This window comes from Lactobacillus gallinarum, from assembly GCF_002160635.1.
Taxonomy (GTDB): domain Bacteria; phylum Bacillota; class Bacilli; order Lactobacillales; family Lactobacillaceae; genus Lactobacillus; species Lactobacillus gallinarum.
In genome coordinates, this window is the sequence record NZ_NFKZ01000025.1 from 1 (window position 1) to 26,314 (window position 26,314).

Below are 26,314 nucleotides of genomic sequence, written 5' to 3' on the forward strand. Positions count from 1 at the left end.
AACTGCCTGCGAGGAAAGGAAGCTGCCGTGCTCTTTTTTAATATTCCGGCTTAGCTCAGTTGGTAGAGCGCTTGACTGTTAATCAAGATGTCGTCAGTTCGAGTCTGACAGCCGGAGTACTCTTGTATGGAGTGTTGTCCGAGTGGCTTAAGGAGCATGATTGGAAATCATGTATACGGGCTTATACCTGTATCGAGGGTTCAAATCCCTCACACTCCGTAGATAAATGAAGAAAAGAGATCATATTCGTTATGATCTCTTTTTTCTTACCTTACAATAAGTAGCAAGAAGGTATTAAAATGAAAAATAAAAAGAAAGTTGTGTTTTCTTCTCTACTGGTAGTATTTTTATTATTCTTTCTATCAGCCTGTTCAACTAAAAAAGAGGAAAATACTCAGAAACATCAGGTCGACATTGTCACATCAACTAATATTTATGCCAATATTGCCAAAAATATCGTGGGTAAGCACGGTAAAGTCGAGGCAATTATCAATCATGGCGATACCGATCCCCATGATTTTGAGCCTACTACTGGCTCCGCTAAAGAAGTAGCCAATGCCAATATCGTTATTGCAAATGGTTTGGGATATGACAGCTGGATGACTAATTTGGCTAATGCAAATGATATTCATGTTACTAAAGTAGGAGAGCAGCTTATGGGACTAAAACAGGGCGACAATCCTCATATTTGGTATAACCTGAATATGCCACAAAAATACGTGGCCTACCTTGTTAAAAAAGCTAGTCAAATTGATCCCAAGCATACATCTTATTTTAAAACTAATGCCAAAATTTATTTGAATAAAATAGATACGATAAAGAAATTGGCCGACAAAATAAATGGAAGAAAGGCGAAGCCAGTTTATGTGAGTGAGCCGGTATTTGATTATGCCTTAGAGCGGTGCCATTTTAAAATTGGTAATCCAGCTTTTGAAGAGGCTGTAGAAAATGAAACTGATCCAAACGCTAAGGTTGTACACGAAATGCAAATGGGTATCAAACAGAGAAAAATTGCTTTCTTCGTTAATAATGTCCAAGCATCAAGCAGTACCGTTAATAATATGGTAAGCTTAGCTAAGCACTCAAACGTGCCAGTACTTGATGTACGTGAGACGATGCCTAATGGTGTTAGCTACTATCAATGGATGAAAAACAATTATCAAAAATTATTTCAAATTTTTTCAAAATAACCCTTGCATAAATTAAGGATGTCTAGTAATATAATAAGCGTTGTGATTGAGATGTCACTCAGATAACTAAAAAATAAAAAAGTTAAAAAAGTTCTTGACTTTTAAAACTGATTTAGTTATTATAATAAAGTGCTCTTGATTAAGAGATATGACCCGTTGGTCAAGTGGTTAAGACACGGCCCTTTCACGGCCGTAACATGGGTTCAAATCCCGTACGGGTCACTTATGGAGGATTAGCTCAGCTGGGAGAGCATCTGCCTTACAAGCAGGAGGTCACAGGTTCGAGCCCTGTATCCTCCATCGTTCGGGACTACCGCGGAGACGGTAGTCTTTTTTTATGCAAAAAGAACGAACAAAATAATTTTATCGGTTCAAGTCCTGAAAGGATTCACTATTAACAGTGAAGATGCCTTGTAACCGAATAGCTAATGTCTATATAGGGGGACTATTATGGAAAGACGTTTGTTTACTTCAGAATCAGTTTCTGAAGGACACCCAGATAAGGTTGCTGATCAAATTTCAGATGCTATTCTGGATGCAATGTTGGAAAAAGATCCTAATTCACATGTAGCATGTGAAACGATTGTAACTACAGGTATGGTTTTTGTCTTCGGAGAAATTTCAACTAGTGCTTATGTTGATATTCAAGACGTAGTACGTAAGACCATCTTGAGAATTGGTTATGATCGTCCTGAATTAGGTTTTGATGGCAATAACTGTGCCGTCATGGTGGATATTGATGAGCAATCACCTGATATTGCGGGTGGCGTAGATCATTCACTTGAAACTAGAGAAAATGAGTCTGATCAAGACGAATTGGATCAAATTGGTGCGGGTGACCAAGGTTTGATGTTTGGTTTTGCTATTAAGGAAACACCAGAATTAATGCCTTTGCCAATCTCACTTGCTCATCGCTTAATGAGACGTGTTGCCTCATTGAGAAAGGATCATACTCTAGAATGGCTTCGTCCAGATGCTAAGGCACAAGTTACAGTTGAATACGATGAGAACAATAATCCACTTCGTGTTGATACTGTGGTTATTTCTACTCAAACTGATGCAGAAGTATCTAATGACGAAATTCGTCGAGCAATGATCGATTTAGTAATTAAAGAAGTTATTCCAGCTCGCTACTTGGATGAAAAGACCAAGTTCTTGATTAACCCATCTGGACGCTTCGTTATTGGTGGACCAAAGGGTGACTCTGGTTTAACTGGACGTAAGATCATCGTTGATACTTATGGTGGTTATGCTCGTCATGGTGGTGGTGCCTTCTCAGGTAAGGACCCAACAAAGGTTGACCGTAGTGCTAGTTATGCAGCTCGCTATATTGCTAAAAATATCGTGGCAGCTGGTCTTGCATATCGCTGTGAAGTACAATTATCCTACGCAATCGGTGTGGCTCACCCAGTATCAATTATGATTGATACAGCTGGTACCGGTAAGGTGGATGATGATCTTTTGACTGAAGCAGTTCGTCATGTCTTTGATCTTCGTCCAGCAGGTATCATCAAGATGCTTGATTTGCGTCGTCCTATTTATGAACAAACTGCCGCATATGGTCACTTCGGCAGAACAGATGTCGATTTACCGTGGGAAAAGACCGATAAAACTCAAGATTTACTTGATTACATCAAAAACAATAAATAATAAAAAGAGGGAGTAAAAATGAAAAAAACAAACGTGTCACTAGTCACGCTTGCGATTTTTATGACTACTTTTATGTCTGGTGTTGAAGGAACGATTGTTTCTACTGCGATGCCAACCATAGTTTCTGATCTGAATGGATTGGAAATTATGAATTGGGTTGTATCAATTTTTCTTTTGATGACGGCTGTGTCAACTCCTTTATATGGAAAACTGGCAGATAGCATTGGGCGAAAGCCAGTTTTTTTATTTGGGATTGCACTCTTTGTCATTGGATCGTCATTGTGTGGCTTAGCTCAGAATATGATTGAATTAATTGTATTTAGAGCAATTCAAGGATTAGGTTCAGGAGCAGTTCAACCGGTGGCTATTACGCTGATTGCGGATTTATATACTTTGCAAAAACGGGCAAAACTGTTAGGACTCAATTCTGGCTTTTGGGGAGTAGCCTCAGTAATTGCACCACTATTAGGTGGTTTTATTGTTCAACATCTGTCTTGGCACTGGGTCTTTTATATTAATGTTCCGATCGGAATTATCGCCTTTTTGCTGGTTATTTTCTATTTAAAAGAACCAAAGCACAATGCCAAATCAAAGTTGGACTTGCAAGGTACAACTTGGTTGGTAATTTTACTGCTAGCTTTGATGTTCTTCTTACAGGATCTTGGCGAAAACACCAATATTGCAATAATGGCTATTTTAGCTCTTTTAATTGTGGTATCGGTAATTGCCTTCTTTAAGGCAGAAAAGCGCGCTAAGGACCCAATAATGCCGTTATCAATGCTGAAAAATAGAGAGTTCCTAGCAATCAATCTAATTACTCTACTTATCTGTGGGGTAGTTATTGGCTTTGAATTCTATATTCCAACTTGGATGCAGGGAATTAACGGAACTAACGCCTCGCTTGCTGGTTTTGCCGTTACACCAAGTTCTTTAATGTGGATTGTAGGTTCGTTTATTCTAGGCTGGATGCTTGGCCGCTGGGGTATTAAGCGGACTTATGATTATATGTTAGGCGTATTGGTGATCACAGATTTGGTATTGCTTTTAGTACCAATTTACACACCATTCTGGGTATTCTGTATTGTCGCAGCCTTTAACGGTACCGCATTTGGGGTTATTACAACGGCATCTCAGGTTCATTCTCAAGTGCTAGTATCTAAGTCTGACATTGGGGTAGCAACTTCATTTAATACTTTGATGAAATATTTGGGTCAAACTATGATGATTTCAATCTACGGTATTGCCTTTAATACGGCGGTAGCTCATGGTTTAGCTAAGCACCCTGGATTGACTCAAGGGATGATGAATAAAATCGTTTCTGCGGAAAATGCCAAGACGCTAGCAGCCAATACGATTCCACAGTTGCGTCAAGTTCTTTTGGGTGGATTAAAAGCCGTATATTTTGTTTCATTAATCGTGATAATTGTTTCCATCGTTTTGAACCGAACATATCGTGATCAAAAAATTAATACCAAATAAAAAATCCAGATGCATCTTTAATGCGTCTGGATTTTTGTTTTAAAAGCTGCGTTTCAACAATTGTTGCGGCATTTTCTTAAGTAATGTTGTTGCACTATTATTTGGAAAAATAGCTAAACAGTCAACCGCTTTTTGGGCATAATCTTGAGCGAGTTTCCTACTTTTCTCAATAACGGAACTATTAACGAGAATTTCTTGAATCAGTTGCATATCTGAAACGGACATTTCGCGTTTTTTATTTAAAATAGGCAACAGCTTTTGTCTTAACTCGGGCTGATCAAGTGCAAGCAAAAGTGGCAAGGAATAAACACCGGTAGCTAAATCTTCTAAAGTAGGCTTATTGAGTTTGTCGCTGCCTGTGTAGTCTAATAAATCATCTACAATTTGAAATGCGATTCCTAGATTTTCTCCAAAATTGGCTAAAGCTTCACTTTCTTCGGCATTCCCACCCGCAAAATGTGCACCTTCTTCAGCTGCTAAACGGAAGAGGGCGGCGGTTTTACCTTTGATATCGTTTAGATAATCCGTAAAGGTCTGCTCTAAGTTAAAGCGTTCAGCCATTTGACCGAGTTCTCCATTTAAAATATGGCTCATAGTTTGCGCGTTGCGCACCAGATACTCGTGTTCTGCAGTTGTATCCAGCATTAAATCAAAAAAGTTGGTGAATAATAAATCACCAGCGTACACAGCGACATCTTTGCCAAACTCTGCTTGAATGCTGATATTGCCTCTACGCAGATCAGAATCATCGATGATATCATCATGAATCAAAGTTGCCATATGCAAAATTTCGATAGATGAAGCTAAATTAATAGTTTGTTGATTAACTTTTCCGACTACATGTGCTGCTAATAATAAAAGGCTGGGGCGCAGATATTTGCCACCGTTGTCGGCCATTGTTAATAAAGCAGTCTGTAAACTCTGATGAGGAGTTTGAATGGTGTGCTGAATCAAAGCATCGACTTCAGCTAATTCATCAGCAATAAGTGGATATTTTTTCCAAGGCTTAAAATTTTTCATAAATCGTTTCCTTAAACTAATAAAATTATTATCGTTTAATTGATTTGTTCAAATAGTTACATTACTTATTATTACGCAGATTGTGAATCTAACCAACAAAAAAACTAGTGAAAATTAAATTCACTAGTCTTTTTGTTTATTTTCGCGATTTTTCTAACATTTTTGGTTCAATGTAAAAGTGGTATAAGAATGAATAACCAAGTAAAACAAAGGTAATTCCTTCAATCCAACCTCCAAAGACATCAGATGGATAATGCACATGGACGAATATTCTTGTGTAGCCGATCAAGATCGGGAACAACGCCCAAATGATAATTAATAGAGTTTTCCAGAATTTGCTTTTAATTAATAAAATTGTCAAGATAATTAAAACTCCAAATAATGCGGCACTACCAACTGAGTGACCTGATGGAAAACTGTAGCCATCGGCATAAACTAAATGGTGAACGGTTGGACGTTGGCGCTCAACTGCGTGTTTGATAATCCAGTTATAACCGTTGGCACAGATCATGACGCCTGCTGTGAACCAAGCATAAGCATATTGTTTAAACGTAATTAAAAGAATAAATAAGATAATTGTTTCTATCGTAATCGTGCTGGTATTGCCTAAATTGGTAAAAGTTTTTGCAAAAGCGACATTTGTCGGATTATTATTGCAGACAATGCTGATGACTGCATTGTCGAAACTGTGGATAAACGGTGAACCAGATGAAACAAGCATCGCCCACGCTGCGTAGATGACCACAAAGATTATCCCTGGAACCAGAGTATCTCTTGGTGGATTTTTTGTATTAATCAAAAAAAGTCTCCCCTTGTAATTTTTAGCATTTGTGGTAAATTATAATCATTATCTATAAGAAAATAAAGGTCAGGAAGTAGTAACAAGGATATTTTTTCAGAGAGAGACTGGTTGCTGTGAAGTCTTAGAATGGAATTGTGAACTTGTCCTGGTATTGAAACCTATCGTTGCCATCCGCGTTAAGGAGCGATTAAGGGTCACATTTTTGATGTGGAACTTAGGTGGTACCGCGATTATTTCGTCCTATGATTGATAGAATCATAGGACTTTTTTGTTAGAGAGGAAAAATATGTATAATCACAAAGTTGTCGAAAAGAAATGGCAAGATTATTGGGCAAAGCATGATACCTTCAAGACAGGTACAGATCCCAAGAAGAAAAATTATTATGCATTGGACATGTTCCCATTCCCATCTGGTAAGGGACTTCACGTAGGTCACCCAGAAGGATATACTGCAACCGATATTGTCTCACGTATGAAGCGTGCACAAGGCTATAATGTGCTTCACCCAATGGGTTGGGATGCATTTGGTCTTCCAACAGAACAATATGCTTTAAAGACTGGTGAAGATCCAGCAGTTGTTACTAAAAACAATATTGCCAACTTTAAGCGTCAACTTAACAAGTTAGGCTTTTCATACGACTGGGATCGTGAAATTACTACTAGTGATCCTAACTACTACAAGTGGACTCAATGGGTCTTTGAACAAATGTATAAGAAGGGCCTTGCTTATGAAGCTGAAGTTCCAGTTAACTGGTCACCAGACCTTGGTACTGTTGTAGCTAACGAAGAAGTTATTGATGGTAAAACTGAACGTGGTGGTTATCCAGTATACCGTCGTAATATGCGTCAATGGATGCTTAAAATGACCGCTTATGCAGATCGTCTTTTGGAAGACCTTGACGATTTGGATTGGCCAGAACCAGTTAAGGAAATGCAACGTAACTGGATTGGTCGTTCAGTTGGTGCACAAGTAACTTTCAAGATTAAAGACAGTGACAAGACTTTTGATATCTTTACTACCCGTCCTGATACCTTGTTTGGTTGTTCATACACTGTTCTTGCTCCAGAAAACAAGTTGGTGCAAGAAATTACTACTGACGGTCATAGAGACGAAGTTAATGCTTACATCAAGAAGATTGAATCTAAGTCAGACCTTGAAAGAACTGATTTAAACAAGGATAAGACCGGTGTATTTACTGGTGCTTACGCAATTAACCCAGTTAACGGCAAAGAAGTTCCAATTTGGATTTCTGACTACGTTTTAGCAAGTTACGGTACTGGTGCCGTAATGGCAGTTCCAGCTCACGATGATCGTGACTATGATTTTGCTAAAAAGTTTGATTTGCCAATTAATCAAGTACTTGAAGGTGGCAACTTATCTAAGGCTGCCTTCACTGAAGATGGTCCACACATTAACTCAGAATTCTTGAATGGTTTGAACATCAAGGATGCCAAGAAGAAGATGGTTGACTGGCTTGAAGAACACAACTGCGGTGAAAAGAAAGTTAACTACAAGCTTCGTGACTGGGACTTCAGTCGTCAACGTTACTGGGGTGAACCAATTCCAGTTATCCACTGGGAAGACGGTACTACTTCACTTGTTCCAGAGGATCAACTTCCACTTCGTTTACCACATGCAACTGATATCAAGCCATCCGGTACTCCAGAAAGTCCATTAGCTAACTTAACTGACTGGGTAAACGTAGTTGATGAAAATGGTCGAAAAGGTAAGCGTGAAACCAACACTATGCCTAACTGGGCTGGTTCAAGTTGGTACTACTTACGTTATGTTGATCCACACAATGATAAAGAATTAGCTGATTACGACTTATTGAAGCAATGGCTTCCAGTTGACCTTTACATCGGTGGTGCAGAACATGCAGTTCGTCACCTTCTTTACGCTAGATTCTGGCACAAGGTTCTTTACGACTTGGGTGTTGTTCCAACCAAGGAACCATTCCAACGTTTGTACAACCAAGGCTTAATCTTGAAGAACCACGAAAAGATGTCTAAGTCAAAGGGTAACGTAGTTAACCCAGATGAAGTGATCGATGAATACGGTGCAGATTCACTTAGAATGTACGAAATGTTCATGGGACCACTTGATGCTTCAATTGACTGGGATGACAATGGTCCAGCATCAACTAAGAAGTTCTTAGATCGTGTATGGCGTTTGTTTGTTAACGACCTTGACCTTAAGGCAATTCCACAAGAAAGAATTGTGGATAAAAACGATGGTGAACTCGACAAGGTTTATGCAGAAACTGTTAAGAAGGTTACTGAAGACTTTGACGCTCTTCACTTCAACACCGCTATTTCTCAAATGATGGTCTTCATCAATGCTGCGCAAAAGGCTAAGAGTATTCCACGTGAATACGCAGAAGGATTTGTTAAGCTTTTGGCTCCAGTTGCTCCACACATGATGGAAGAAATCTGGCAAGTATTTGGTCATGATGAATCAATTACTTATGCTAAGTGGCCAACTTATGATCCAGCTAAGTTAGTTGAATCAACTGTGGAAATTATGGTTCAAGTTAACGGTAAGCTTCGTGGTAAGTTCCAAGCAGCTAAGGATGCAGATCGTGATGCTGTTCAAAAAGAAGCTATGGCTTTACCACACGTACAAAAATTCTTGGAAGGTAAGGACGTTAAGAAGGTTATCGTTGTACCTAACAAGATTGTTAATATCGTTGCTAAATAAGTTAAGTTTTTCCTAAAAGCTTTATGAAGTTGAGCTTTATGAAGCAAATTGAGTGACAATTAATTAGTTAATGCTTTTTATTAGGAAAAATTGATGGAAGAAGAAAATAATTTAGATAGCAAAGATACACAAAGCACGTTTTTAAAGGGCTCTGCCTGGATGACCTTTGGGTCGATTGCTTCTAGAATCTTAGGTGCGTTGTATATTATTCCTTGGTATGCCTGGATGGGTGACTATGGGAATATTGCCAATGCCTTAACTGCGCGAAGTTATAATATTTATACGATATTTATTCTAATTTCGACGGCCGGAATTCCGGGAGCGATTGCCAAACAGGTGGCTAAGTATAATGCCTTAAATGAATATGGAATTGGGCGAAAATTATTCCATAAAGGGTTAATTTTAATGGCCTTCTTGGGAGTAATTTCTGCTGCGATCATGTATTTTGCCTCACCGCTACTGGCATCTAACGGTAGTCAAAGCGATCCAAGACAAATTGCAGTTATGCGTAGTTTGTCTTATGCGATTTTGATTATTCCGATCTTGAGTATCATGCGTGGGTACTTCCAAGGGTATGCGGACATGATGCCAAGTGCGATGTCACAGTTTGTGGAGCAATTTGCTCGAGTAGTTTGGATGCTTTTAACGGCATTTGTGATCATGCAAGTGCAGCACGGCTCTTATGTTCATGCCGTTATCCAGTCAAACTTGGCTGCCGCAATTGGTGCCGCATTTGGGATTGGCCTGTTAGTTTGGTTCTTGTTTTCACGGCGAAAACAATTAGATAATTTGGTTGCTAATTCGAATAATCGGTTAAAAGTTTCCACAACCGAACTATTTGCGGAAATTATTGAACAGGCAATTCCATTTATTATTATCGATTCAGGAATAACTTTATTCTCATTAGTAGACCAATATACATTCCACCCAATGATTGCAGGGCTGGTTCATGCAAGTTCAGATACAATTGAAGATTGGTATGCATTATTTGGTCTTAATGCCAATAAGTTGATCATGATTATCGTGTCTTTGGCAAGTGCAATGGCAGTGACAGCGATTCCGCTTTTGTCAGCTGCACATACTAGAGGCGATTTTAAGAGCATCTCTAAGCAAATTGCTAATACGATGGACTTGTTCTTGTTCGTGATGATTCCTGCTGCATTCGGAATGGCCGCTATTAGTAAACCGATTTATACGGTTTTCTATGGCCCAGATCCATTAGGTAGCAACGTTTTATACTTGTCATCATTTACTGCAATCAGTTTAGGACTTTTTACAGTATTGATGGCGGTTTTGCAAGGTTTGTCAGAAAATGGATTGGCAATAAAATATTTGGTTTTAGGTTTAATCCTGAAGGGCATTTTGCAATATCCGATGATCTTTTTGTTCAAGATTTATGGACCGTTAGTTGCAACCAACTTAGGCTTATTGGTGATTGTTCTGTTGTCATTGAAGCACTTAGAAGTACAGTATGACTTTAATTTGAATAGAACAAGCCGCCGCTTGGTTGGTATTACCGCATTTTCGATAGGGATGTTCCTAATTGTTAAATTAGTTGAGATGGGCTTAGGCAAGTTATTAAACCCAGATCATAGAATACCTGCCTTGATTCTGGTAATTTTATCAGTAGTCGTGGGAATTGTCTTTTATGGCTTAGCCACAATAAAGACAGATTTAGCCCAAAAAGTTATGGGTAGCAAAATTGAGCGAATTTTAGTTAAATTGCATATTCATAGTTAATGAAAGAAGAACGATGATTGATTTCATCGTTCTTTTTGTGTTTGGAGTTAAAACACTGGGGAAGGGATGCAAGTAGGTAATAAAAAAGGAACGAGCAAAACTCGTTCCTTTTTTCATGGTATTCATCATGTAAGAATTATTTATTTGTTTTGATCTAAAAGAATTAGTCCTTTACAACGTCCTTAATGTTCAACCATTGGCTTTTGTTAATCTTAACGATCTTCTTGCCATTAGTCTTCTTAACTGCTTTAGCAGTGAAAGTTGAACCCATTGAAACTTTCTTAGCAGTCTTCTTACCGTTAGCGTTTAAAACGTTAACTTTTTGATTCTTGGTGTCTTTTACAACAACGAAGATCTTGTCGCCTTTCTTGATTGAAGGGTTAGTAGGAGCAACTTCTGAAACACCTAACTTTGGAGCAGTGAAGCTAGCAGCTTGAGCAGCACCAGAACCAATACCCATGAAACTAATTGAAGCAACTACAACTGAAACAACTTTAACAATTTTTTTTGAGTCTAACATAATGAATACCTCCATTTTCTAAATCACTTTAACTTGTTGGAACTTTTCGTTCCCTCATTCCTTACATCTTCATTATATAACACGTGTTATATAATGCAAGGGCAAAATAAAACTTTTTTAAAAATAAAATAGATAGCGCGAAAGCTTGCTATAATAACATTTGTTCCAAGTTTTGACTGGAAAAAGAGCAAAAATAAAAAACAAAACTTTTTATTATAAAAAATCCAGATGCCTATTAGAACATCTGGATTTAAATTTTTGAGGCTTAAGTAGTCAAATATTTCAAATGAACGTCTTTTTGACTATAAATTGGTCAAATATACAAATCTATTTTTTGTTACTTTATGCTAAAAAGAAATTGGAGTTAGAGCACAGCAAAAACAAGTAAAACAACCTACGCAGGGTGAAGACGAGATGATCAAACTGATCAAGATACACCAGATCAATCGGTAGGTGATGATGATACTGATAAAGGTTATTATGAAAGTCAAAATCAACCTGTAAATACACCTGATCATATTAAAGGCAACGTTCAAGATGCATGGGACCAAGGTTATAAAGGTGAAGGCATTGCTGTAGCTGTAATTGACTCTGGAGCAGATCCAAGTCATAAAGATTTCCAAACTGCACCTACTAATCCTAAGTTTTCTAAAGAAGACATGGAAAAGATCATCAAGAAGTTAGGTCATGGTCGTTACGTAAGTCCTAAGTTTCCTTATGTGCATAACATGATCACAGGTGATGATGATCAAATTAAAGAAAATAACCAAGATGCAGTAAAAGATGGCTCTCACGGCCAACATGTATCCGGAATTATTGCTGCTAATGGTCAGCCCGATAATAAAAATGGTGAATATGTTGTTGGAGTAGCACCAGAAGCTCAACTATTGTTCTTAAAGTATTTTAGTGATGATGGAACTACGGGTGATGTAGCCGAAGCGATCTATGATGCAGTTAATGCTGGAGCTGATGTAATTGCACTATCTCTTAATAGTGCACCTAATGTGCCCAACTTGAATAACGCCGATCAAAGAGCAATTCGTTATGCTGTTGATCATGGGGTTGTTATTTCCGTTTCTGCTTCCAACGATGGTAATTCTGCATCAATTGATGCATCAAATAATGTTTCTGATAAGGATGACTATTATCCTAATTCAAATTTAGGTAATTACAAGCCATTTAATTCAGGTGATATTGGTGATCCTGCTGACTCTCCAGACGCCATTACTGTAGCGGCTGAAAAATCAGAACAAGATGAAGACAGTGACATGGCAGATTTTACTTCTTGGGGACCACTTCCTGATTATACTTTAAAGCCAGATGTATCAGCTCCGGGTGTGGATATTATTTCAACAGGAAATGATAATAAATACGTTAAGATGGATGGTACTTCAATGGCAACACCATTTAATTCAGGTGTAGCTGCTTTAGTTATTCAACGACTAAAAAAGACCAATCCTAATTTACATGGTGCAAAGCAGTGAAGGGCTTGATAATGAGTACTGCTAATCCAGAGTTAGACGTAAATAGTGATAATTCTGCTATTGTGTCTCCTCGTAGACAAGGTGCTGGTCAAATTAATGCTGGTGCAGCAACATCATCACCAGTTTATATTACTGCCGATGATGGAACTAGTTCACTTAGCTTACACAATATTCAAGATTCAACTAATTTCAACTTAACTTTCCATAATTTAAGTGACAAGGAACAAACTTATACCTTTGATGATTTGGGTGGAGGATATACTGAAGATCGTGATCCAGATACTGGATTGTTTAGTGATGTCCAATTAGCAGGTGCACGTGTTGATGGAGAAAATAGTATTACTATTGCTCCAGATTCAACTGCTAAATTTGCCTATACTTTAAAGCTGACTGGTTTGCAGAAGAATCAATTAGTTGAAGGATATTTGCATTTTTCAGGTAACAACGGTCAGATAGATCTTTTTGTACCATATCTTGGTTATTATGGTGATATGACTAATGAGCACGTCTTTGATAAAAACGCTAATGAAGGCGATACTGATATTTTAGGCAACCGTCTTACTAATGAAGATAATTATCCACGTGGTATTGCCGATGAATATTCATTAAAGCAATTTGTTAAGCAGAAAAAACAAGATAATGCCGATTATAAATGGCAACAAGCTGCTCAAGTTTATGATAGTGGTAAAGTTGCATTTTCACCTAATGATGATAATGAGAGTGATTATGTATTACCATTTATGTACTTAAAACAAAATATCAAGGATCTTAAGATTGAAGTCCTTAATGACAAGGGTGAAGTAATACGAGTAGTTACTGATGCAAAAGACGTAGCTAAATCATATTATGACAATCACAGCTCTGAAACTACGGTAAGTACAGATGAGTATAAATGGGACGGTAAAGTTTACAATAAAAAGACCGGCAAAATGGAAGTAGCGCCAGATGGTCAATATACTTATCGCTTCATAGCAACACTTTATAATAAGGGACCTCATCAAGTTCAAACTCATGATATGCCAATTATCATTGATACGACTAAGCCTGTATTTAAGAGTTTCAATTATGATACTCAAACTAATACTCTAACTGGTAGCTATGAAGATACTGGTGTTGGCTTCACTGATTATTCGTATGGTACTGTTACTATTAATGATAAAGTTTTCGGTTTCAAATTAAATGAAGGCCAAAATCAGTTTGACAATGATGATAAAACTAAAGGTCATTTCACTGTTAAATTGGATGCTGAGAAACTCGCAGCTTTAGCAAATACTCAAAATAAAATTACTATAGCTGTGAGTGATGCTGCAGATAATACGGCTAGTGAAACTAGGAATATTGCACCAGTTGCAGGTAAAGCTGAAGTTAGTGTTTGGAATGCAATTACTGGTATGCCATTTGATACCAACAGTGCTGATTATCATGAAAATAAAAAAGTCGACACTTACACTTTAAGAGGTGCGGCTAATCATAATTTCTACATTAATGGTAAATTAGTGCAGGTAGTTAATGGTCAATATGCGGTTCCAGTTGATGTTACTTCAGGAAAGATCGTATTTACTTCTGATGAAGCTGGAAAGAATGAGTTATATACTTTCAAGGTAACAGATGTGGATCCAGATTCTCCAGCGGCCGAAACTAATGATTCAGATGATTCCGACAATTCAAATCCAGGAAAAATTGACTCAGAGGACCTAGGCAATATTAGCTTTGATCATTTTGAAAAGAATGAAATTGATTTTACTAATATAGATGATGCTAAAGAAAATGGATATGACCCATTAACAGGTAACTGGAATGTTACAGGATCTGTTGATCTAGATAAAGTTGCTAGTTTAATTGCAGTTGTGCAGGGTAATTCTGAAAATGATCCAGCTAATTTAATCAAACTTGATAAAGATGGTAATTTTAAATTTACTTTTAAGGTACCTAAAACTGGTCAGAAGGCAATACAGTATATTTATACTACTAAAGACGGAGAAAAATACCGTGGTGTAATTGGAGCAATAGTGGATTTTGAAACTACAACTTTGAATGTTGAATTGCCAACTATCACTAATCAACCAGTTTTGCATATTTTAGGTACTGCTAATGATAATATGAGTGGCTATTCTGTCATAATAGACGGTAATAATATATTTACTCAAAGAAATACCAGGGAAGTTAATAGTTATCCAGAATCTGACCAATCACTTAATCCATACGGACCATATAACATTAACTATGATGTTAATTTAGATGACAATAATGGTCAGCCAAGTGATCATATCATTACAATTAAGGTAGTGGATCAAGTAGGTAATGTCACTAAGAAGAAATTCAATGTACATTATGATCCTAATTACACGGGGCAACCTGAGATTACGTCAGGTATTGATATGCCAACTACTTCAGAACAACCAATTAGTAAGCCACGTGTTGTAATTCCAACTAATAATTCTAGTGATACTGAAGTTTCAACAGACACCATCACCCTAATCTTAACTCACAACGCCTTCGTCTATGATGGTGACGGCAATGTTGTAATTACAGACGGCAAGAATACTTTGCTTGAAAAGGGCAATACTACTTCTGCATGGCACAAGGGTCAAATCACTACCTTGGCAGGCAAGAAGTACGTTCAAGTCGGTGATAACAAGTATGTGAAGTTGTACAACACTTTGCTTAAGAAACTTGTAGTTCACAACTCATACCTTTACGATGCTAATGGCAAAGCAACTGGTAAGAAGCATAAGTTGACCGTTGTAAAGCATGGTAAGTTTGTTTACGTTTGGAACAATGGCGAAGAATTCAGAATTAATGGTAAAAAGTTCTGTCGCTTAGCCAACGGTAAGTTTATCAAGGTAGCTAACTTACAAACCGTTAAAGCAATCAAGATAAAACATTACAGAGCACGTTTATATGATAAAAACGGTAAGTTACTTAAGAAACATATTACTTTGACTAAGGGTAAATGCTACTGGGCATGGAATGATGCCAAGATAGTTAAAATCCATGGTAAGAAATATTACAGAGTAGGAAAGAACAGATATGTTCGTGCAAATAAGGCTGCAAAAGTAGAGATCAAAACAGCCCTAGATGCTGATAAGCTCAAGTAGAAATAGATTTAGATACGAAAAGCCAGGCAAATTTTGCCTGGCTTTTTGACTAGATTGATTTGTAAAAATTTAAGCTTGTTTCATGAAGTCTTTCAATTCATCAATGGAGAATTGATCACCGTAATCCTTCTCTAAGCGATTTAAGATTTGTTCATCATTGCCGCCGAAGTCTTTTAAAGCAGCGATCAATTTTTTATGCCGGAAACAGTAGCGCTAGCGATGCCCTTTTGCATACCTCGTTGCATACCTTTTTCTTCTGCTTCTTGCTCTTTTTCAAGCATTCTAGTTTCGTAGTTGATCATTTTATCCCTCCATTCTGGATCTTCGTTCATGTCCTTGATTCGCGTTTGAATTTCATCAAAAATGGCATTCAAGTGGACAGGTCGGTCATTAATCAGGTTAACTAAGCCTACCTGATCTGCACTTTCACCATTAGGAATTCCTTTGCCATTAATTATAATTTTTTCTAGTCCGTCCTGAAATTGCTTAGACTTGTTGTGATCTTCATAAGTATGGTAAGTGTATTTGATCCGGCCTTCACCTTCAGGATCGAAGTTGCATAAGAAAATCAAATAGGCCTTTTTCATGTTGCGATAGGTCTTGCCTTTATCGAGAGTATAGCGTTGATCCATTTTAGCAGCATAGTACCGCATTCGCCAGCCAAGGTCTTTTTTATCGGTAGTTTGAGCTTCTACATCGTAAAGGTTGTGCTCGTAATCTTCGACCAGTATGTCGAAGCGTACATCTTTACGCTCACGATGTTTAGGATCTTTAACTTCTTTTTGTTTTTCCGGATAGTAGATTTCTTTGATCTTGAAAGACAAGATGGTTTCAAAAATATACTTGCAAATTTTCTTGTCTGACATGATTTCACCCAAGACCTGATCTTCCAAGAAGCCATACCACGGTTTGATTACTTTAGGTGTTTCTTTCGTAACACACCTGCTTTCTGTAGAGTAGGGCAGAGCCCTCTACTATTTAATACACAAAAAACAGACAAAATTTTTTTGAAAAGTTAAAATAATAGAAAAACTACTAGATCCGTCTGAGAGTCTAGTAGTTTTTGAGTGATATTAATAATTTTAGGAGTCTTAAAAGCCAAAAATCAATTTGGTGAAACTGCTGATAAAATAAATACACCGAGCAATTCAAGTGCCAAAAATGTAATTCCAATAACTGTAGTCATAATTGCCATCCCCTTAGTTTGGAGATAAATAATTGGATATTTATCTTATTCATACTCTTTACAATTTTTACTTTAGCATAGAATTGCATAAAAATAAAGCGCTTACATTAAAAAGGAGAAAAAAGACGAAATCTTTCGGAAATCGTCTTTGTCGCCCCTGCCAAGGAAGTCCATTATAGCATTTTGCATAAGTAAAAGTTATAGCTAGCCAGTAATTATAGATATTTCTCAAGCTTAATTTCTAAGCATACAATGTAATTGAGTTGAGCAAAGGAGAAATAAAAATGGCTAGAAACGAAGAAGAAGTAAAGAATTGTTCATTTGCTTTTGGCGAACCTAACACAGCTTATGCGAAATATTTTACTGGTGAGAGTTATTTGAATCCACTTGCTAATAGGGCTAACTGTAGTATTTCAAATGTTTCATTTGAACCGGGATGCATCAATCATTGGCATATGCACACTGTTGCTCAAACTTTGGTTTGCGTTGCAGGTGAGGGCTGGGTTCAAGAAGAAGGTAAGCCAGCTCATAAGATGACACCTGGTGATGTTTATGTTGTTGCCCCTAACACTAAGCATTGGCATGGTGCAGCGAAGGATTCATGGTTTGCGCACCTTTCAATCATGGCTGATACTGACAAGGCAAAGTCCACTTGGCTTGAGCCGGTTGATGAAGATTACTATAATAATTTGAAATAATTAAATATGCACGTATATTGAATGATCAAATCGTTTGGATTGGGTCATTTTTTTGTTAGAAAAAGTACGTTAAATAATAGCGATATTTTTAGAAAATAATTTTTAAGCCATTACAAGTAAAGCAGACTATCTTTTTAAAAATGCCTCTAAACCAGCACTAGAACTACAAAGCTAGCGTAATAATCAGTAGCAAAATTAAAGCAATATATTATTAACTGATAATAAAAGTTACGTTTAAATAACTAAAAAACTTTTGCAATTTACATAAAATGTACTAGTACATGGTTGTTGAATAAAAAGCATACGTTATTTTTAATGAGAACAAGATGTATAAAGAAAGCGCAATGCGTGTGAAATTTAATTAATAAGGAATATTAGGGGGTTTTTGATATTGTATCTAAGAATAACCGTATTAAGAAAATGGAAAACGCTGCAGATAGACGGCAACACTTCGCAATTAGAAAATTGACTGTAGGTGCTGCTTCCGTTTTGCTTGGAACTACACTTTGGTTAGGTACTAACGCAAGCACTGCACATGCTGATGTGGCTGATGGCAATACTGAACCTGAAGCACATGAAGCAAGCGATACTCAAGCTGATAACGGTACAAGTACAGCTGAAAAAGTTGTAGTTGAACAAACAAAAACAGATGATAATACTGTTGCTGGTGACAACAATACATCATCTGTTTCAGAAAATTCAGCAATCGAACAGAGTAATTTGGATGAGAGCAATGATAAAGCTGCTTCAAATGATAAAACGAATAATGAGACAGCTGAGATTAAGAATAATACAAATAAGATTGCTGCAACAGTAGATACTTAAAAATTAGAACAAAATAAAGTTGACGCCTCTACTGTTAAACCTAATAATAACACCAAGGTGCAAAATGGTGTTAAAGATACGCTTAAGGAAAATTCTGTTGCTAAGAATACTCAAGCAGATAAGGTTGAACAAACTGTTAAAGATGCCCAAAAAGCTGCTGATTCTGCAGTTGTGTCAGAAACAGCTGGTATAAATAAGATTAATAACAGCGACTTGAATAAAGATGCTGTTGTTTCTGATGCCGGAAAATTGGGTAAGGCTGCAGATGAAAAGCAAGCTGAAACTGTAAACTTCAATTTGGATGATGCTGCATTACAAGGCCTCTCAAAGGAAGGCTCAGCTAACTTAGCTAAGTTGTTCAATACTAGTTTGGCAGTAGCTAATGAGGGTACTGAAAACCAGAATATTAACACTAATCCTAAGAATGAGAGCAAGCCTGTAACTACTTGGGATGCTGTTAGACAAGCAGCCGGTACAGGTGATAAGAGCGTTAAAATAAAGGGTAATATTACCGCTTCAGATAATTTGAATGTTATCGGTAATTTAACTATTGAAGGTGTTGATGGCGCGACTTTAAGCTTGGGTCAAAATAGTATTGTTAACAATGGTAATTTGACTCCTGATATTACTAAAGATAAGTTAGACGACATTAAGAACTATGCTCTTTCACATACGTCTGATCAAACTTTGGAATACATTAAACACAGCCAAGCAGTAAGTCAGGATTCTGGTTGGAAGATGACAGACGCAGCTGGTAATCCAGTGACAGATCCATATGCTGCAGTAGAATCTCCTAAACTTGATGGTTACACTGCAACTATTAAGTCAACTAATGCTCCTGGCGTAACTCAAGGCGCCGATGGTTCTGAAGTTCAAGCTAAATTAAAGATTAATCCAGATGCTGTTGTAAAAGACGGTGAGTTAACTGATGCTTACAAGAATAATGGCGTAACTGGTATTCCTGAAAATTATGAAACAGTTGTAGTTTATAAGAAGGAAGCAGAAAAAGGTTCAGTAACAGTTAAGTACATCGATGATACTGCTGATAAAACTCTTGAAACCAAGGATCTTTCAGGTGAAGTTGGTGAAAAGAGTGATTACTCAACAGCTCCTACAATTGAGGATTATACAGATAAGGGTTATAAGCTGGTTAGCGATGATTATCCTAAATCTGGTGTAACTTTCACTAAAGAGCCACAAAAGTATGAAGTACACCTTAAACACACTTACAGCCCAGTAACGCCTGATGATCCTCACGATGTAGATCCTAATGAAGTTACTAAGAATGTTAAGGAAACTGTTCATTATACTGGTGCAGGTGACAAGACTCCAAATGATAATGTTCAAAACGCAACTTGGACTCGTCATTTAACTAAGGACAATGTAACTGGCAAACTTGTTCCAAATGGTAAATATGATACTCCTTGGACCCCAAGTGAAACCGAGTATAAGGCAGTTCCATCTCCAAAAGTTGATGACTACACTCCAGATAAGGAAACCGTACCTTCAACTCCAGTAACTATGGACGACATTAATGTTACTGTAATTTACACTAAGAATGAAACTCCAGTAGTTCCACCGGATAGTCCAAACCCAATTCCAGAACCAACACCAACTCCACAGCCTGAACCTAAGAAGCCTGAAACTCCAAAGACTCCAGAGCCTGATGTTCCTGAACCAGATGAGCCAGAGCCTGATGAACCAGACGAACCTGATGTACCAACACCACGTCGTCACCACAAGAATAAGAAGCATATGCCAGCTCCAAAGCCAGCAAATAACTGGTCGAACAACTATGCTCCTCATGGTCAAAATGGTTACTACAACAACTTCGGCCCTCATGGTCAAGGCGCTCCAGGACCAAATGGCGAAACTATTATGCCAAACGGTGAAGTACTTGACCGCAACGGCAATGTAGTTGGTTACATTGATGCAAACGGTAAAATTCACTACACTTTGCTACAAACTGGTGAAAATCAGAGTGAAGGTGTAGCTGCAGCTACCTTAGGTGGCGCTGTTGTAGCCATCGGCCTTGTTGGTTTGGTCGGTGTGAAGAGACGTCACACGAATTAAATCAACATCTTAGATACCTTTTCCCTATATGAAGGGCGATGCATGTGCATCGCTCTTTTTTTGTGTGAAAATATTGATTTATAAAAAGTAAGTGATATGATAACTATATAATTAAACGAAAACGTAGAATACTTAAGGAGAAAATAAAATGACTGAAAAGAAACAAGATAAGGAAAAATTACAATCAGCATTTGCATCACTTAATAATAATGATAATTTAAGTGCGGGCGTTTGTGGTCCAGATGGCTGTGAAATTGACTGGAGCAAGGCAAAGAAAAATACCAAAGATGATCAAAAATAGTCTGAATACTATCCCAGATAATGCTGTTTTATATTTTGACAATGATTGGTGTGCTCAATGTTACGGTGAAACAAATGTTGTAAAAGATTTCACTCAAATAGTTGGCGATGTGGTTCCTTTCTATGAAATAAATGTCAATGAAAAACCAGAATTAGCCCAAAAATTTGAGGTATGCTCAGCTCCCAGCATTGTTTTGATCAAAAATGGAAAAAAGGTTGATCAGTTTAGTAAGTTTTTAGATTTTAACCAGTTTAAGACGTTATTTAATTACTATTTTAGTTCGTTAAAATCGAAAGAGGTGAAGGAGCATGCAAGATAAACTAGCAATTGCCTATCAAGATAGGGCTTTTGATCAAGTGTTGCGCATTGGGAAAGCCGTCAGCAATCTGACACGTTTAAAGATTATTTTTATTTTAGATCAAGGCTCTAAGTCCGTAGAGGAAATTTCAAAGGCAATCAATATTAGCGTGGGCACAACCTCTAAGAATTTACAAATATTAAAGCAAGTAAATTTAGTTAAGGAAGAAAAAAGCAAGAACTTTGTCTTTTATGCGTTGGCAAATGAGCAAGTAAGTCAACTGTTAATGCTTTTGACGACTTTAGCAGAAAAAACATTGCCAGAAATGAGATGCCTTGAAAAAACATATGATACTTTACCGCAAACTGAAATAGCGGATCTATCAAATCAGGATAGCGCTACAACTTACGTTTTAGATTTACGTCCGACCGATGAATTCAATAATGTACATTTACCGGGGGCTCATAATATCCCATTTAATGAAATTGATTTTACTAATCTACCCTTTAGTCCTAATCAAGAAGTAATGGTTTATTGTCGTGGTCGACTTTGCGGTTATGCAAATCTGGTTGGCAATGAATTAAAAGCTAGAGGCTATATGCATGTTAGTGTTTTTAACCATAGTGTGACAGAATGGCAAAAGGAAAAAGCCAAAAATTAGATACAAGCTTTTGAATTAAATAGTTGACTTACAAAAAGTTAGTGATACTATATAATTATAGTTCAACGAATTTATAGAATATTAAAACTTAGCGAGGTAATAACGATGAAAGAATACGATTTAGCTGTAATTGGTGCAGGTCCTGGTGGTATGACAGCCGCTCTTTATGGAGCTAGAGCTAACTTAAAGGTTGCAATGATTGATCGTGGTGTTTATGGTGGTCAAATGAACAACACTGCTGAGGTTGAGAATTACCCAGGTTTTCCATCAATTATGGGACCAGAATTGGGTGAAAAGATGTATAAGAGTGCAACGGATCAAGGCGTTGAATTCGTCTACGGCGATGTGCAAAAAATTGAATTAGATGGTCAAAAGCGCATTGTTAGAATGGATCCAGAAGACATTACAGCCAAGGCAGTAATTATTGCAACTGGTTCAACCAATCGTAAGCTTGGCATTCCTGGCGAAGAAGAATATAGCGGTAAAGGTGTTTCCTACTGTGCTGTCTGCGACGGTGCATTTTTCAAAGATGAAAATGTGGCTGTAGTTGGTGGTGGTGATTCCGCTATTTCTGAAGGTCTTTACCTAGCAAACTTAGCCAAGGATGTTGATGTAATTCACCGTCGTGATCAACTTCGTGCTGAAAAGGTTTTACAAACACGTGCTTTTAAGAATCCTAAGATGGAATTTACTTGGGATAGTGTTCCAGTTGAAATTGTTGGTGATGAAAATAAAGTTACTGGCATCAAGGTTCACAATAAGAAGACTGATGAAGATAAGGTAATTGATGCTTCAGGTATCTTCATCTACATTGGTAATGTGCCAAATAGTGAACCATTCAAAGATTTAGAGATCACTGATGATCAAGGTTGGATTATTACTAATGATGAAATGGAAACTACTGTGCCTGGCGTTTATGCAATTGGTGACGTTCGTCAAAAGAAGTTACGTCAGATTGTTACAGCAGTTGGTGAGGGTGGTATTGCCGGTCAAAACGCCTTTGAATACATTAGTGAATTATCAGATTAATGAGGAAAAAGATGAAAATCAAATACTGGTCAGATATTGCATGCCCATTTTGCTATATTGGTTCTACTAGAATGAAAAAGGCAATGAAGGAAGTTGGCATTTATGATGATACTAAGTTGGAGCTTAAGTCATTTCAATTAAATCCAATGGAAGCTGAGACTGCTAAGAGTGGAGATTATATCAATCACTTTACTGGTGGTAAAAAAGAACTCGAAGCAGATGCTAAACAAAAGATGGCTTACATTACCCAAATGGCTGCTGGTGAGGGCTTAGAATTTCATTTGGATAAAGTTGTACCTACTAATACAATGGATGCTCATCGTTTGATCAAGTTAGCTGAGAGTAAAAATGATCGTGACTTGGTAGAAAGAGTAATCAGTCGTTTTTACAAAGTATACTTCACTGATGGTAAGTCAATTGCGGATAAAGACGTGTTGACAGCAGTTGCAGTTGAAGCAGGTCTTGATAAGGATGAAGTAGAAAAAATTCTTGCTTCTGATCAATATGAACGCCAAGTTGTAGGGGATGAAGTTGAAGCACAACAATTAGGTATCAAAGGTGCACCATTCTTTGTAATCAACAATAAATATGCAATCAGCGGTGCACAACCATATGAAGTATTTGTGCAAGCATTAGAAAAAGTTAAAGCAGAAGAAAAGTAAGCTAATAATAAAAGTCGTTGCTCTGTAGTGAGTAACGACTTTTTGTTTGGCAAATAATCGGTTAAGCTTGTTTCATGAAGTTTTCTAATTCCTTCTTAGTGAATTGATCACCGTAATCAGCCTCTAATCGATGTAAAATTTGCTGATTAGTTCCACCAAAGTCTCTTAAAGCAGAAATTAGCTTTTTAAGTCCACTAATAGTAGCTTCTTCTTTACCTTCTTGTTTTTCTTCTAAAAGTCTTGTCTCGTAGTCCATAATCTTGTCCTTCTATTTTCCTTTAGCATTTATTATAATGGCATCAATTTAATACGCAAAAAGTTGGCAAATTTTTTTCAATGATTGAAAAAATATAAATGATAGAATTAAAGTTAGATTTATGATCGATGAATTGAAAATTAATAGAAATATACACGAGGAAAATATGAAGGATATTAAATTAATTGCAATTGACATAGATGGGACCTTATTAAATAGTGAGCGCAAATTGACACCAGGTGTAATTTCTACCATTAAACAAGCAAGTGCTGTAGGAAAAAAGGTGGTTATTTGCACCGGCCGGCCACTTGCTGGGGCACGTGAATATCTTGAACCGTTAGGTCTTGATGAGCAAGATGATCAATACATCATCAGCTTTGGGGGTGCTTTGGTTGAAACTACAACTGGCCACGGTTTAGTTGAAGAAACTTTATCATATGATGACTATATTAGAATTGAAGCATTAGCAAGAAAAACTAATTTACATTTTCATGCTAGTAGCGATGATTGCGTTTATACTGCTAATCGTAATATTGGTAAATATACTGTACATGAATCTGTATTGTGTAGTATTGGTATTAAATATCGTACCCAGGAAGAAATGGCTGATAAAAAGATTTATAAATGCATGTATGTCGATGATCCTGATGTTTTGAGCGCAGCAATGGCCAAGTATCAAGCTGATTTTGACCAATTAGCTAAGGAATATATGGTAGTTAAAAGTACGCCATTTTATCTTGAAGTTAATCGTAAAGGTGTCAATAAGGGAACAGCTTTAAAGGCATTGACAGAAAAATTAGGATTGACTCAAGATAACGTAATGGCAATTGGGGATGAAGCTAATGATCTGAGCATGATTGAGTACGCTGAAACTGGTGTTGCAATGGGGAATGGTACTGATTTAGTTAAAAAAACTGCGGATGTGGTAACTGCTGATAATGATCATGATGGAGTTGCTCAAGCAATTAAAAATATTTTATAGTGTAAGCGGATACGGATAGCTCTATAATAGAGTTAGAAAGAAGGTCTCGCTTATGGCTCAAGATGAAGAAAGAATTATTAGAGATAAAATTGAATATATTGTTAATCATGATGAGGAAGTAAAGAAAAATCCCGAATTGATGGAAATTGTGCGGACAGCTTATGGCAGAAGGGCTGCTGGTAAGCCGATGCAAGAAGTAGCTTTAGCACTTGATAAGGCTTTAGCAGGATATATTATTAGCCACGGTGATGATACACCTGACAGTATTTTAGATTTGCATGAAGAAATGCAAAAATTATCTGGAATTTAAAAAATACCCCATAGTGCAGTAGCTTTGCATTAATGGGGTATTTTTGGTTTTAGAGTCATTTGAATGTAAGCGAATACAAAAGGGCTATACTAAAAGTAACAGAGTATTATTTTAGTAGAAATAGAGCCCTATTATGACAAGACATAAATTTAACGTTGGAAAATGGCTTCCCAGCGATCAAGAATTTGAAAATAAATGGGTAAAAAAGGTTTATGAAGAAGCAAAGAGCGAAGAAAATAAGAAGTTGCTTCCACCGGTTCAAGCTTTAAAAGAATTGATTGAATCAAATCGTTATATTTGGAATTTGTTTCAGATGATGTTTGATGAAATTCCTCAGAAAGATGTTGATACACCTGCAGGAACACCGCAGGTTCGAGACTATCACGAACTTTTATTAGTGCTTAATCGGCTAATTCAACGTGCTCCGGAATTTAATACAACTGGCTTGGTTGACACACCAATTAATGCCGTACTTGATTATCCAATGGGAACTCGTGACGGTTATGTTTTATTTAACGATCCACGTGTTAATGCCAAGATGAAAAATATTTTGGATTACTGAGGTCGGTATTTACAAAGTGAAGAGTCTAGTTATGTTCTGAATACTTCAGATAAAGGCTGGCTTTCACCGTATGCTTTAAATGAAATGGCTAAAGAAGCAGGCGGAGATAATTTCGTAGACTTATTTGCTGTGCATTCAACAGATGTTAAACAAAAATTAGGTTATACTTCATGGGATGATTTTTTTACTCGTAAGTTTAAGCCAGGTATTAGACCTGTAGCATCCCCAGATGACGATGACGTGATTGCTAATGCCTGTGAATCTGCACCATTCCGTATTGCGCATGATGTACCACTTAAAGCTAAGTTCTGGATTAAGGGACAGCCATATTCATTGATTGATTTGTTGCACAATGATCCGTGGACATCAAAGTTTGAAGGCGGTACATTGTATCAGGCATTCTTAAGTGCTCTTAGTTATCACCGCCGATGAATATATCTCAGATATTGGATCGGGCTTAAACTATAAACGTCCTAAATGGCTTAAGTTGATCAAAGACATCGATGCAAATCAGATTAAAGAGATCTACGTTACTTATGAAGATCGCTTTATCCGTTTTGGCTTTAAGTTCTTTCAAGAATTTTGTGCTTGGCATGACTGTAAGATAATCGTCTTAAACAATGAGGATACTTCGCCAGATAAGGAGCTAGTGGAAGACTTAATTAGCATTATTCATGTTTTTTCATGCCGTCTTTATGGACTGAGAAGGTATAAAAACAAAATAAAGAACGATCCTAATTTAAAAGAATAAGCGATGCATCTATAAAAGGAGGTGGATAAAATGCCA

22 protein-coding genes, 4 tRNA genes, 2 pseudogenes, 1 riboswitch and 1 other annotated feature are annotated in these 26,314 nt (G+C 37.1%); of the genes and pseudogenes, 23 read left to right on the plus strand and 5 right to left on the minus strand.

Going from position 1 to position 26,314, the window contains the following annotated elements; translation table 11 throughout:
* Positions 1 to 44: 44 nt before the first annotated feature.
* From B5E95_RS07850 to B5E95_RS07880, 7 genes are all read left to right on the plus strand, one after another.
* Positions 45 to 117 (plus strand) — tRNA-Asn (locus tag B5E95_RS07850).
* Positions 118 to 128: 11 nt separating this feature from the next.
* A tRNA-Ser gene (locus B5E95_RS07855) sits at positions 129 to 219 on the plus strand.
* An 80-nt stretch (positions 220 to 299) separates the two neighbouring features.
* A complete protein-coding gene (locus B5E95_RS07860; RefSeq protein WP_025006405.1) occupies positions 300 to 1,190 on the plus strand; it encodes a metal ABC transporter solute-binding protein, Zn/Mn family in 891 nt (296 codons plus the stop codon).
* A 150-nt stretch (positions 1,191 to 1,340) separates the two neighbouring features.
* Positions 1,341 to 1,412, plus strand: a tRNA-Glu gene (locus tag B5E95_RS07865).
* A gap of 5 nt (positions 1,413 to 1,417) precedes the next feature.
* Positions 1,418 to 1,490: transfer RNA gene (locus tag B5E95_RS07870), tRNA-Val, on the plus strand.
* A gap of 64 nt (positions 1,491 to 1,554) precedes the next feature.
* Positions 1,555 to 1,643: riboswitch (SMK box riboswitch) on the plus strand.
* Positions 1,641 to 2,840 (plus strand): methionine adenosyltransferase, encoded by a 1,200-nt coding sequence (metK, locus tag B5E95_RS07875; protein WP_087176726.1) that lies wholly within the window; start codon positions 1,641 to 1,643, stop codon positions 2,838 to 2,840. Its footprint overlaps the riboswitch before it by 3 nt.
* An 18-nt stretch (positions 2,841 to 2,858) precedes the next feature.
* Positions 2,859 to 4,319, plus strand: a complete 1,461-nt coding sequence (locus tag B5E95_RS07880) for an MDR family MFS transporter (protein WP_025006407.1) — start codon at positions 2,859 to 2,861, stop codon at positions 4,317 to 4,319.
* 39 nt (positions 4,320 to 4,358) lie between these two features.
* On the opposite strand, the gene B5E95_RS07885 is transcribed toward B5E95_RS07880, so the two are convergent.
* Both B5E95_RS07885 and B5E95_RS07890 read right to left on the minus strand, forming a co-directional pair.
* Positions 4,359 to 5,339 carry a polyprenyl synthetase family protein gene (locus B5E95_RS07885; protein WP_056945496.1) on the minus strand — a complete coding sequence of 327 codons (981 nt, stop codon included), beginning with the start codon at positions 5,337 to 5,339 and terminating at the stop codon, positions 4,359 to 4,361.
* A 136-nt stretch (positions 5,340 to 5,475) separates the two neighbouring features.
* Positions 5,476 to 6,138 (minus strand): phosphatase PAP2 family protein, encoded by a 663-nt coding sequence (locus tag B5E95_RS07890; protein WP_025006408.1) that lies wholly within the window; start codon positions 6,136 to 6,138, stop codon positions 5,476 to 5,478.
* 56 nt (positions 6,139 to 6,194) lie between these two features.
* Positions 6,195 to 6,387 (plus strand) — a binding site (T-box leader).
* A gap of 40 nt (positions 6,388 to 6,427) precedes the next feature.
* Between B5E95_RS07890 and leuS the strand changes: the two genes are divergently transcribed.
* Both leuS and B5E95_RS07900 read left to right on the plus strand, forming a co-directional pair.
* On the plus strand, positions 6,428 to 8,842 hold the full coding sequence (leuS, locus tag B5E95_RS07895; protein ID WP_025006409.1) for a leucine--tRNA ligase: 2,415 nt from the start codon (positions 6,428 to 6,430) through the stop codon (positions 8,840 to 8,842).
* A gap of 93 nt (positions 8,843 to 8,935) precedes the next feature.
* Entirely contained in the window at positions 8,936 to 10,582 is a 1,647-nt protein-coding gene (locus B5E95_RS07900) for a putative polysaccharide biosynthesis protein (RefSeq protein ID WP_087176725.1), read from the plus strand.
* 163 nt (positions 10,583 to 10,745) lie between these two features.
* Here the strand turns inward: B5E95_RS07900 and B5E95_RS07905 are convergent, their stop codons facing one another.
* Complete coding sequence (locus B5E95_RS07905; RefSeq protein WP_087176724.1) at positions 10,746 to 11,102, minus strand: hypothetical protein; 357 nt, start codon at positions 11,100 to 11,102, stop codon at positions 10,746 to 10,748.
* 569 nt (positions 11,103 to 11,671) lie between these two features.
* On the opposite strand from B5E95_RS07905, the gene B5E95_RS07910 reads away from it, so the two are divergent.
* Entirely contained in the window at positions 11,672 to 12,586 is a 915-nt protein-coding gene (locus tag B5E95_RS07910) for a S8 family serine peptidase (protein WP_272867353.1), read from the plus strand.
* 11 nt (positions 12,587 to 12,597) lie between these two features.
* Complete coding sequence (locus tag B5E95_RS07915; RefSeq protein ID WP_087236132.1) at positions 12,598 to 15,684, plus strand: SLAP domain-containing protein; 3,087 nt, start codon at positions 12,598 to 12,600, stop codon at positions 15,682 to 15,684.
* A 185-nt stretch (positions 15,685 to 15,869) separates the two neighbouring features.
* On the opposite strand, the gene B5E95_RS07920 is transcribed toward B5E95_RS07915, so the two are convergent.
* Complete coding sequence (locus B5E95_RS07920; protein WP_239442401.1) at positions 15,870 to 16,550, minus strand: Rpn family recombination-promoting nuclease/putative transposase; 681 nt, start codon at positions 16,548 to 16,550, stop codon at positions 15,870 to 15,872.
* Between the two features lie 604 nt (positions 16,551 to 17,154).
* Here B5E95_RS07920 and B5E95_RS07925 point away from each other — a divergent pair.
* The 8 genes from B5E95_RS07925 to B5E95_RS07960 all read left to right on the plus strand — a co-directional run bounded on the left by B5E95_RS07925 (position 17,155) and on the right by B5E95_RS07960 (position 23,417).
* Positions 17,155 to 17,568, plus strand: coding sequence for a cupin domain-containing protein (locus B5E95_RS07925; RefSeq protein ID WP_087176720.1), 414 nt, complete (start codon positions 17,155 to 17,157; stop codon positions 17,566 to 17,568).
* A gap of 420 nt (positions 17,569 to 17,988) precedes the next feature.
* Positions 17,989 to 18,393 (plus strand): YSIRK-type signal peptide-containing protein, encoded by a 405-nt coding sequence (locus tag B5E95_RS07930; RefSeq protein WP_087176719.1) that lies wholly within the window; start codon positions 17,989 to 17,991, stop codon positions 18,391 to 18,393.
* A gap of 57 nt (positions 18,394 to 18,450) precedes the next feature.
* Positions 18,451 to 20,466: a mucin-binding protein gene (locus B5E95_RS10640; protein WP_162606883.1), complete on the plus strand. Its 2,016-nt coding sequence runs from the start codon at positions 18,451 to 18,453 to the stop codon at positions 20,464 to 20,466.
* A 148-nt stretch (positions 20,467 to 20,614) separates the two neighbouring features.
* On the plus strand, positions 20,615 to 20,767 hold the full coding sequence (locus B5E95_RS10725; RefSeq protein ID WP_087236134.1) for a hypothetical protein: 153 nt from the start codon (positions 20,615 to 20,617) through the stop codon (positions 20,765 to 20,767).
* Positions 20,715 to 21,086 carry a thioredoxin family protein gene (locus B5E95_RS07945; protein ID WP_241146339.1) on the plus strand — a complete coding sequence of 124 codons (372 nt, stop codon included), beginning with the start codon at positions 20,715 to 20,717 and terminating at the stop codon, positions 21,084 to 21,086. The genes B5E95_RS10725 and B5E95_RS07945 overlap by 53 nt, the downstream gene beginning before the upstream one ends.
* Positions 21,076 to 21,726 (plus strand): ArsR/SmtB family transcription factor, encoded by a 651-nt coding sequence (locus tag B5E95_RS07950; protein WP_087176716.1) that lies wholly within the window; start codon positions 21,076 to 21,078, stop codon positions 21,724 to 21,726. The genes B5E95_RS07945 and B5E95_RS07950 overlap by 11 nt, the downstream gene beginning before the upstream one ends.
* Before the next feature lie 105 nt (positions 21,727 to 21,831).
* Positions 21,832 to 22,755, plus strand: coding sequence for a thioredoxin-disulfide reductase (gene trxB, locus B5E95_RS07955; protein ID WP_087176715.1), 924 nt, complete (start codon positions 21,832 to 21,834; stop codon positions 22,753 to 22,755).
* Between the two features lie 11 nt (positions 22,756 to 22,766).
* Positions 22,767 to 23,417 carry a DsbA family oxidoreductase gene (locus B5E95_RS07960; protein WP_087236138.1) on the plus strand — a complete coding sequence of 217 codons (651 nt, stop codon included), beginning with the start codon at positions 22,767 to 22,769 and terminating at the stop codon, positions 23,415 to 23,417.
* A 61-nt stretch (positions 23,418 to 23,478) separates the two neighbouring features.
* On the opposite strand, the gene B5E95_RS07965 is transcribed toward B5E95_RS07960, so the two are convergent.
* On the minus strand, positions 23,479 to 23,673 hold the full coding sequence (locus B5E95_RS07965; protein WP_025005509.1) for a hypothetical protein: 195 nt from the start codon (positions 23,671 to 23,673) through the stop codon (positions 23,479 to 23,481).
* Between the two features lie 166 nt (positions 23,674 to 23,839).
* Here B5E95_RS07965 and yidA point away from each other — a divergent pair, with 166 nt between their 5' ends.
* From yidA to B5E95_RS07985, 4 genes and pseudogenes are all read left to right on the plus strand, one after another.
* Positions 23,840 to 24,655, plus strand: a complete 816-nt coding sequence (yidA, locus tag B5E95_RS07970; protein ID WP_087236140.1) for a sugar-phosphatase — start codon at positions 23,840 to 23,842, stop codon at positions 24,653 to 24,655.
* A 52-nt stretch (positions 24,656 to 24,707) separates the two neighbouring features.
* Positions 24,708 to 24,965, plus strand: a complete 258-nt coding sequence (locus B5E95_RS07975) for a bacteriocin immunity protein (RefSeq protein ID WP_025005511.1) — start codon at positions 24,708 to 24,710, stop codon at positions 24,963 to 24,965.
* Between the two features lie 133 nt (positions 24,966 to 25,098).
* Positions 25,099 to 25,953, plus strand: a pseudogene (locus B5E95_RS07980) (phophatidylserine decarboxylase associated domain-containing protein); the annotation flags it as partial.
* Positions 25,946 to 26,278: pseudogene (locus B5E95_RS07985) on the plus strand (IS607 family transposase); the annotation flags it as partial. The pseudogenes B5E95_RS07980 and B5E95_RS07985, both read left to right, overlap by 8 nt.
* Positions 26,279 to 26,314 lie beyond the last annotated feature (36 nt).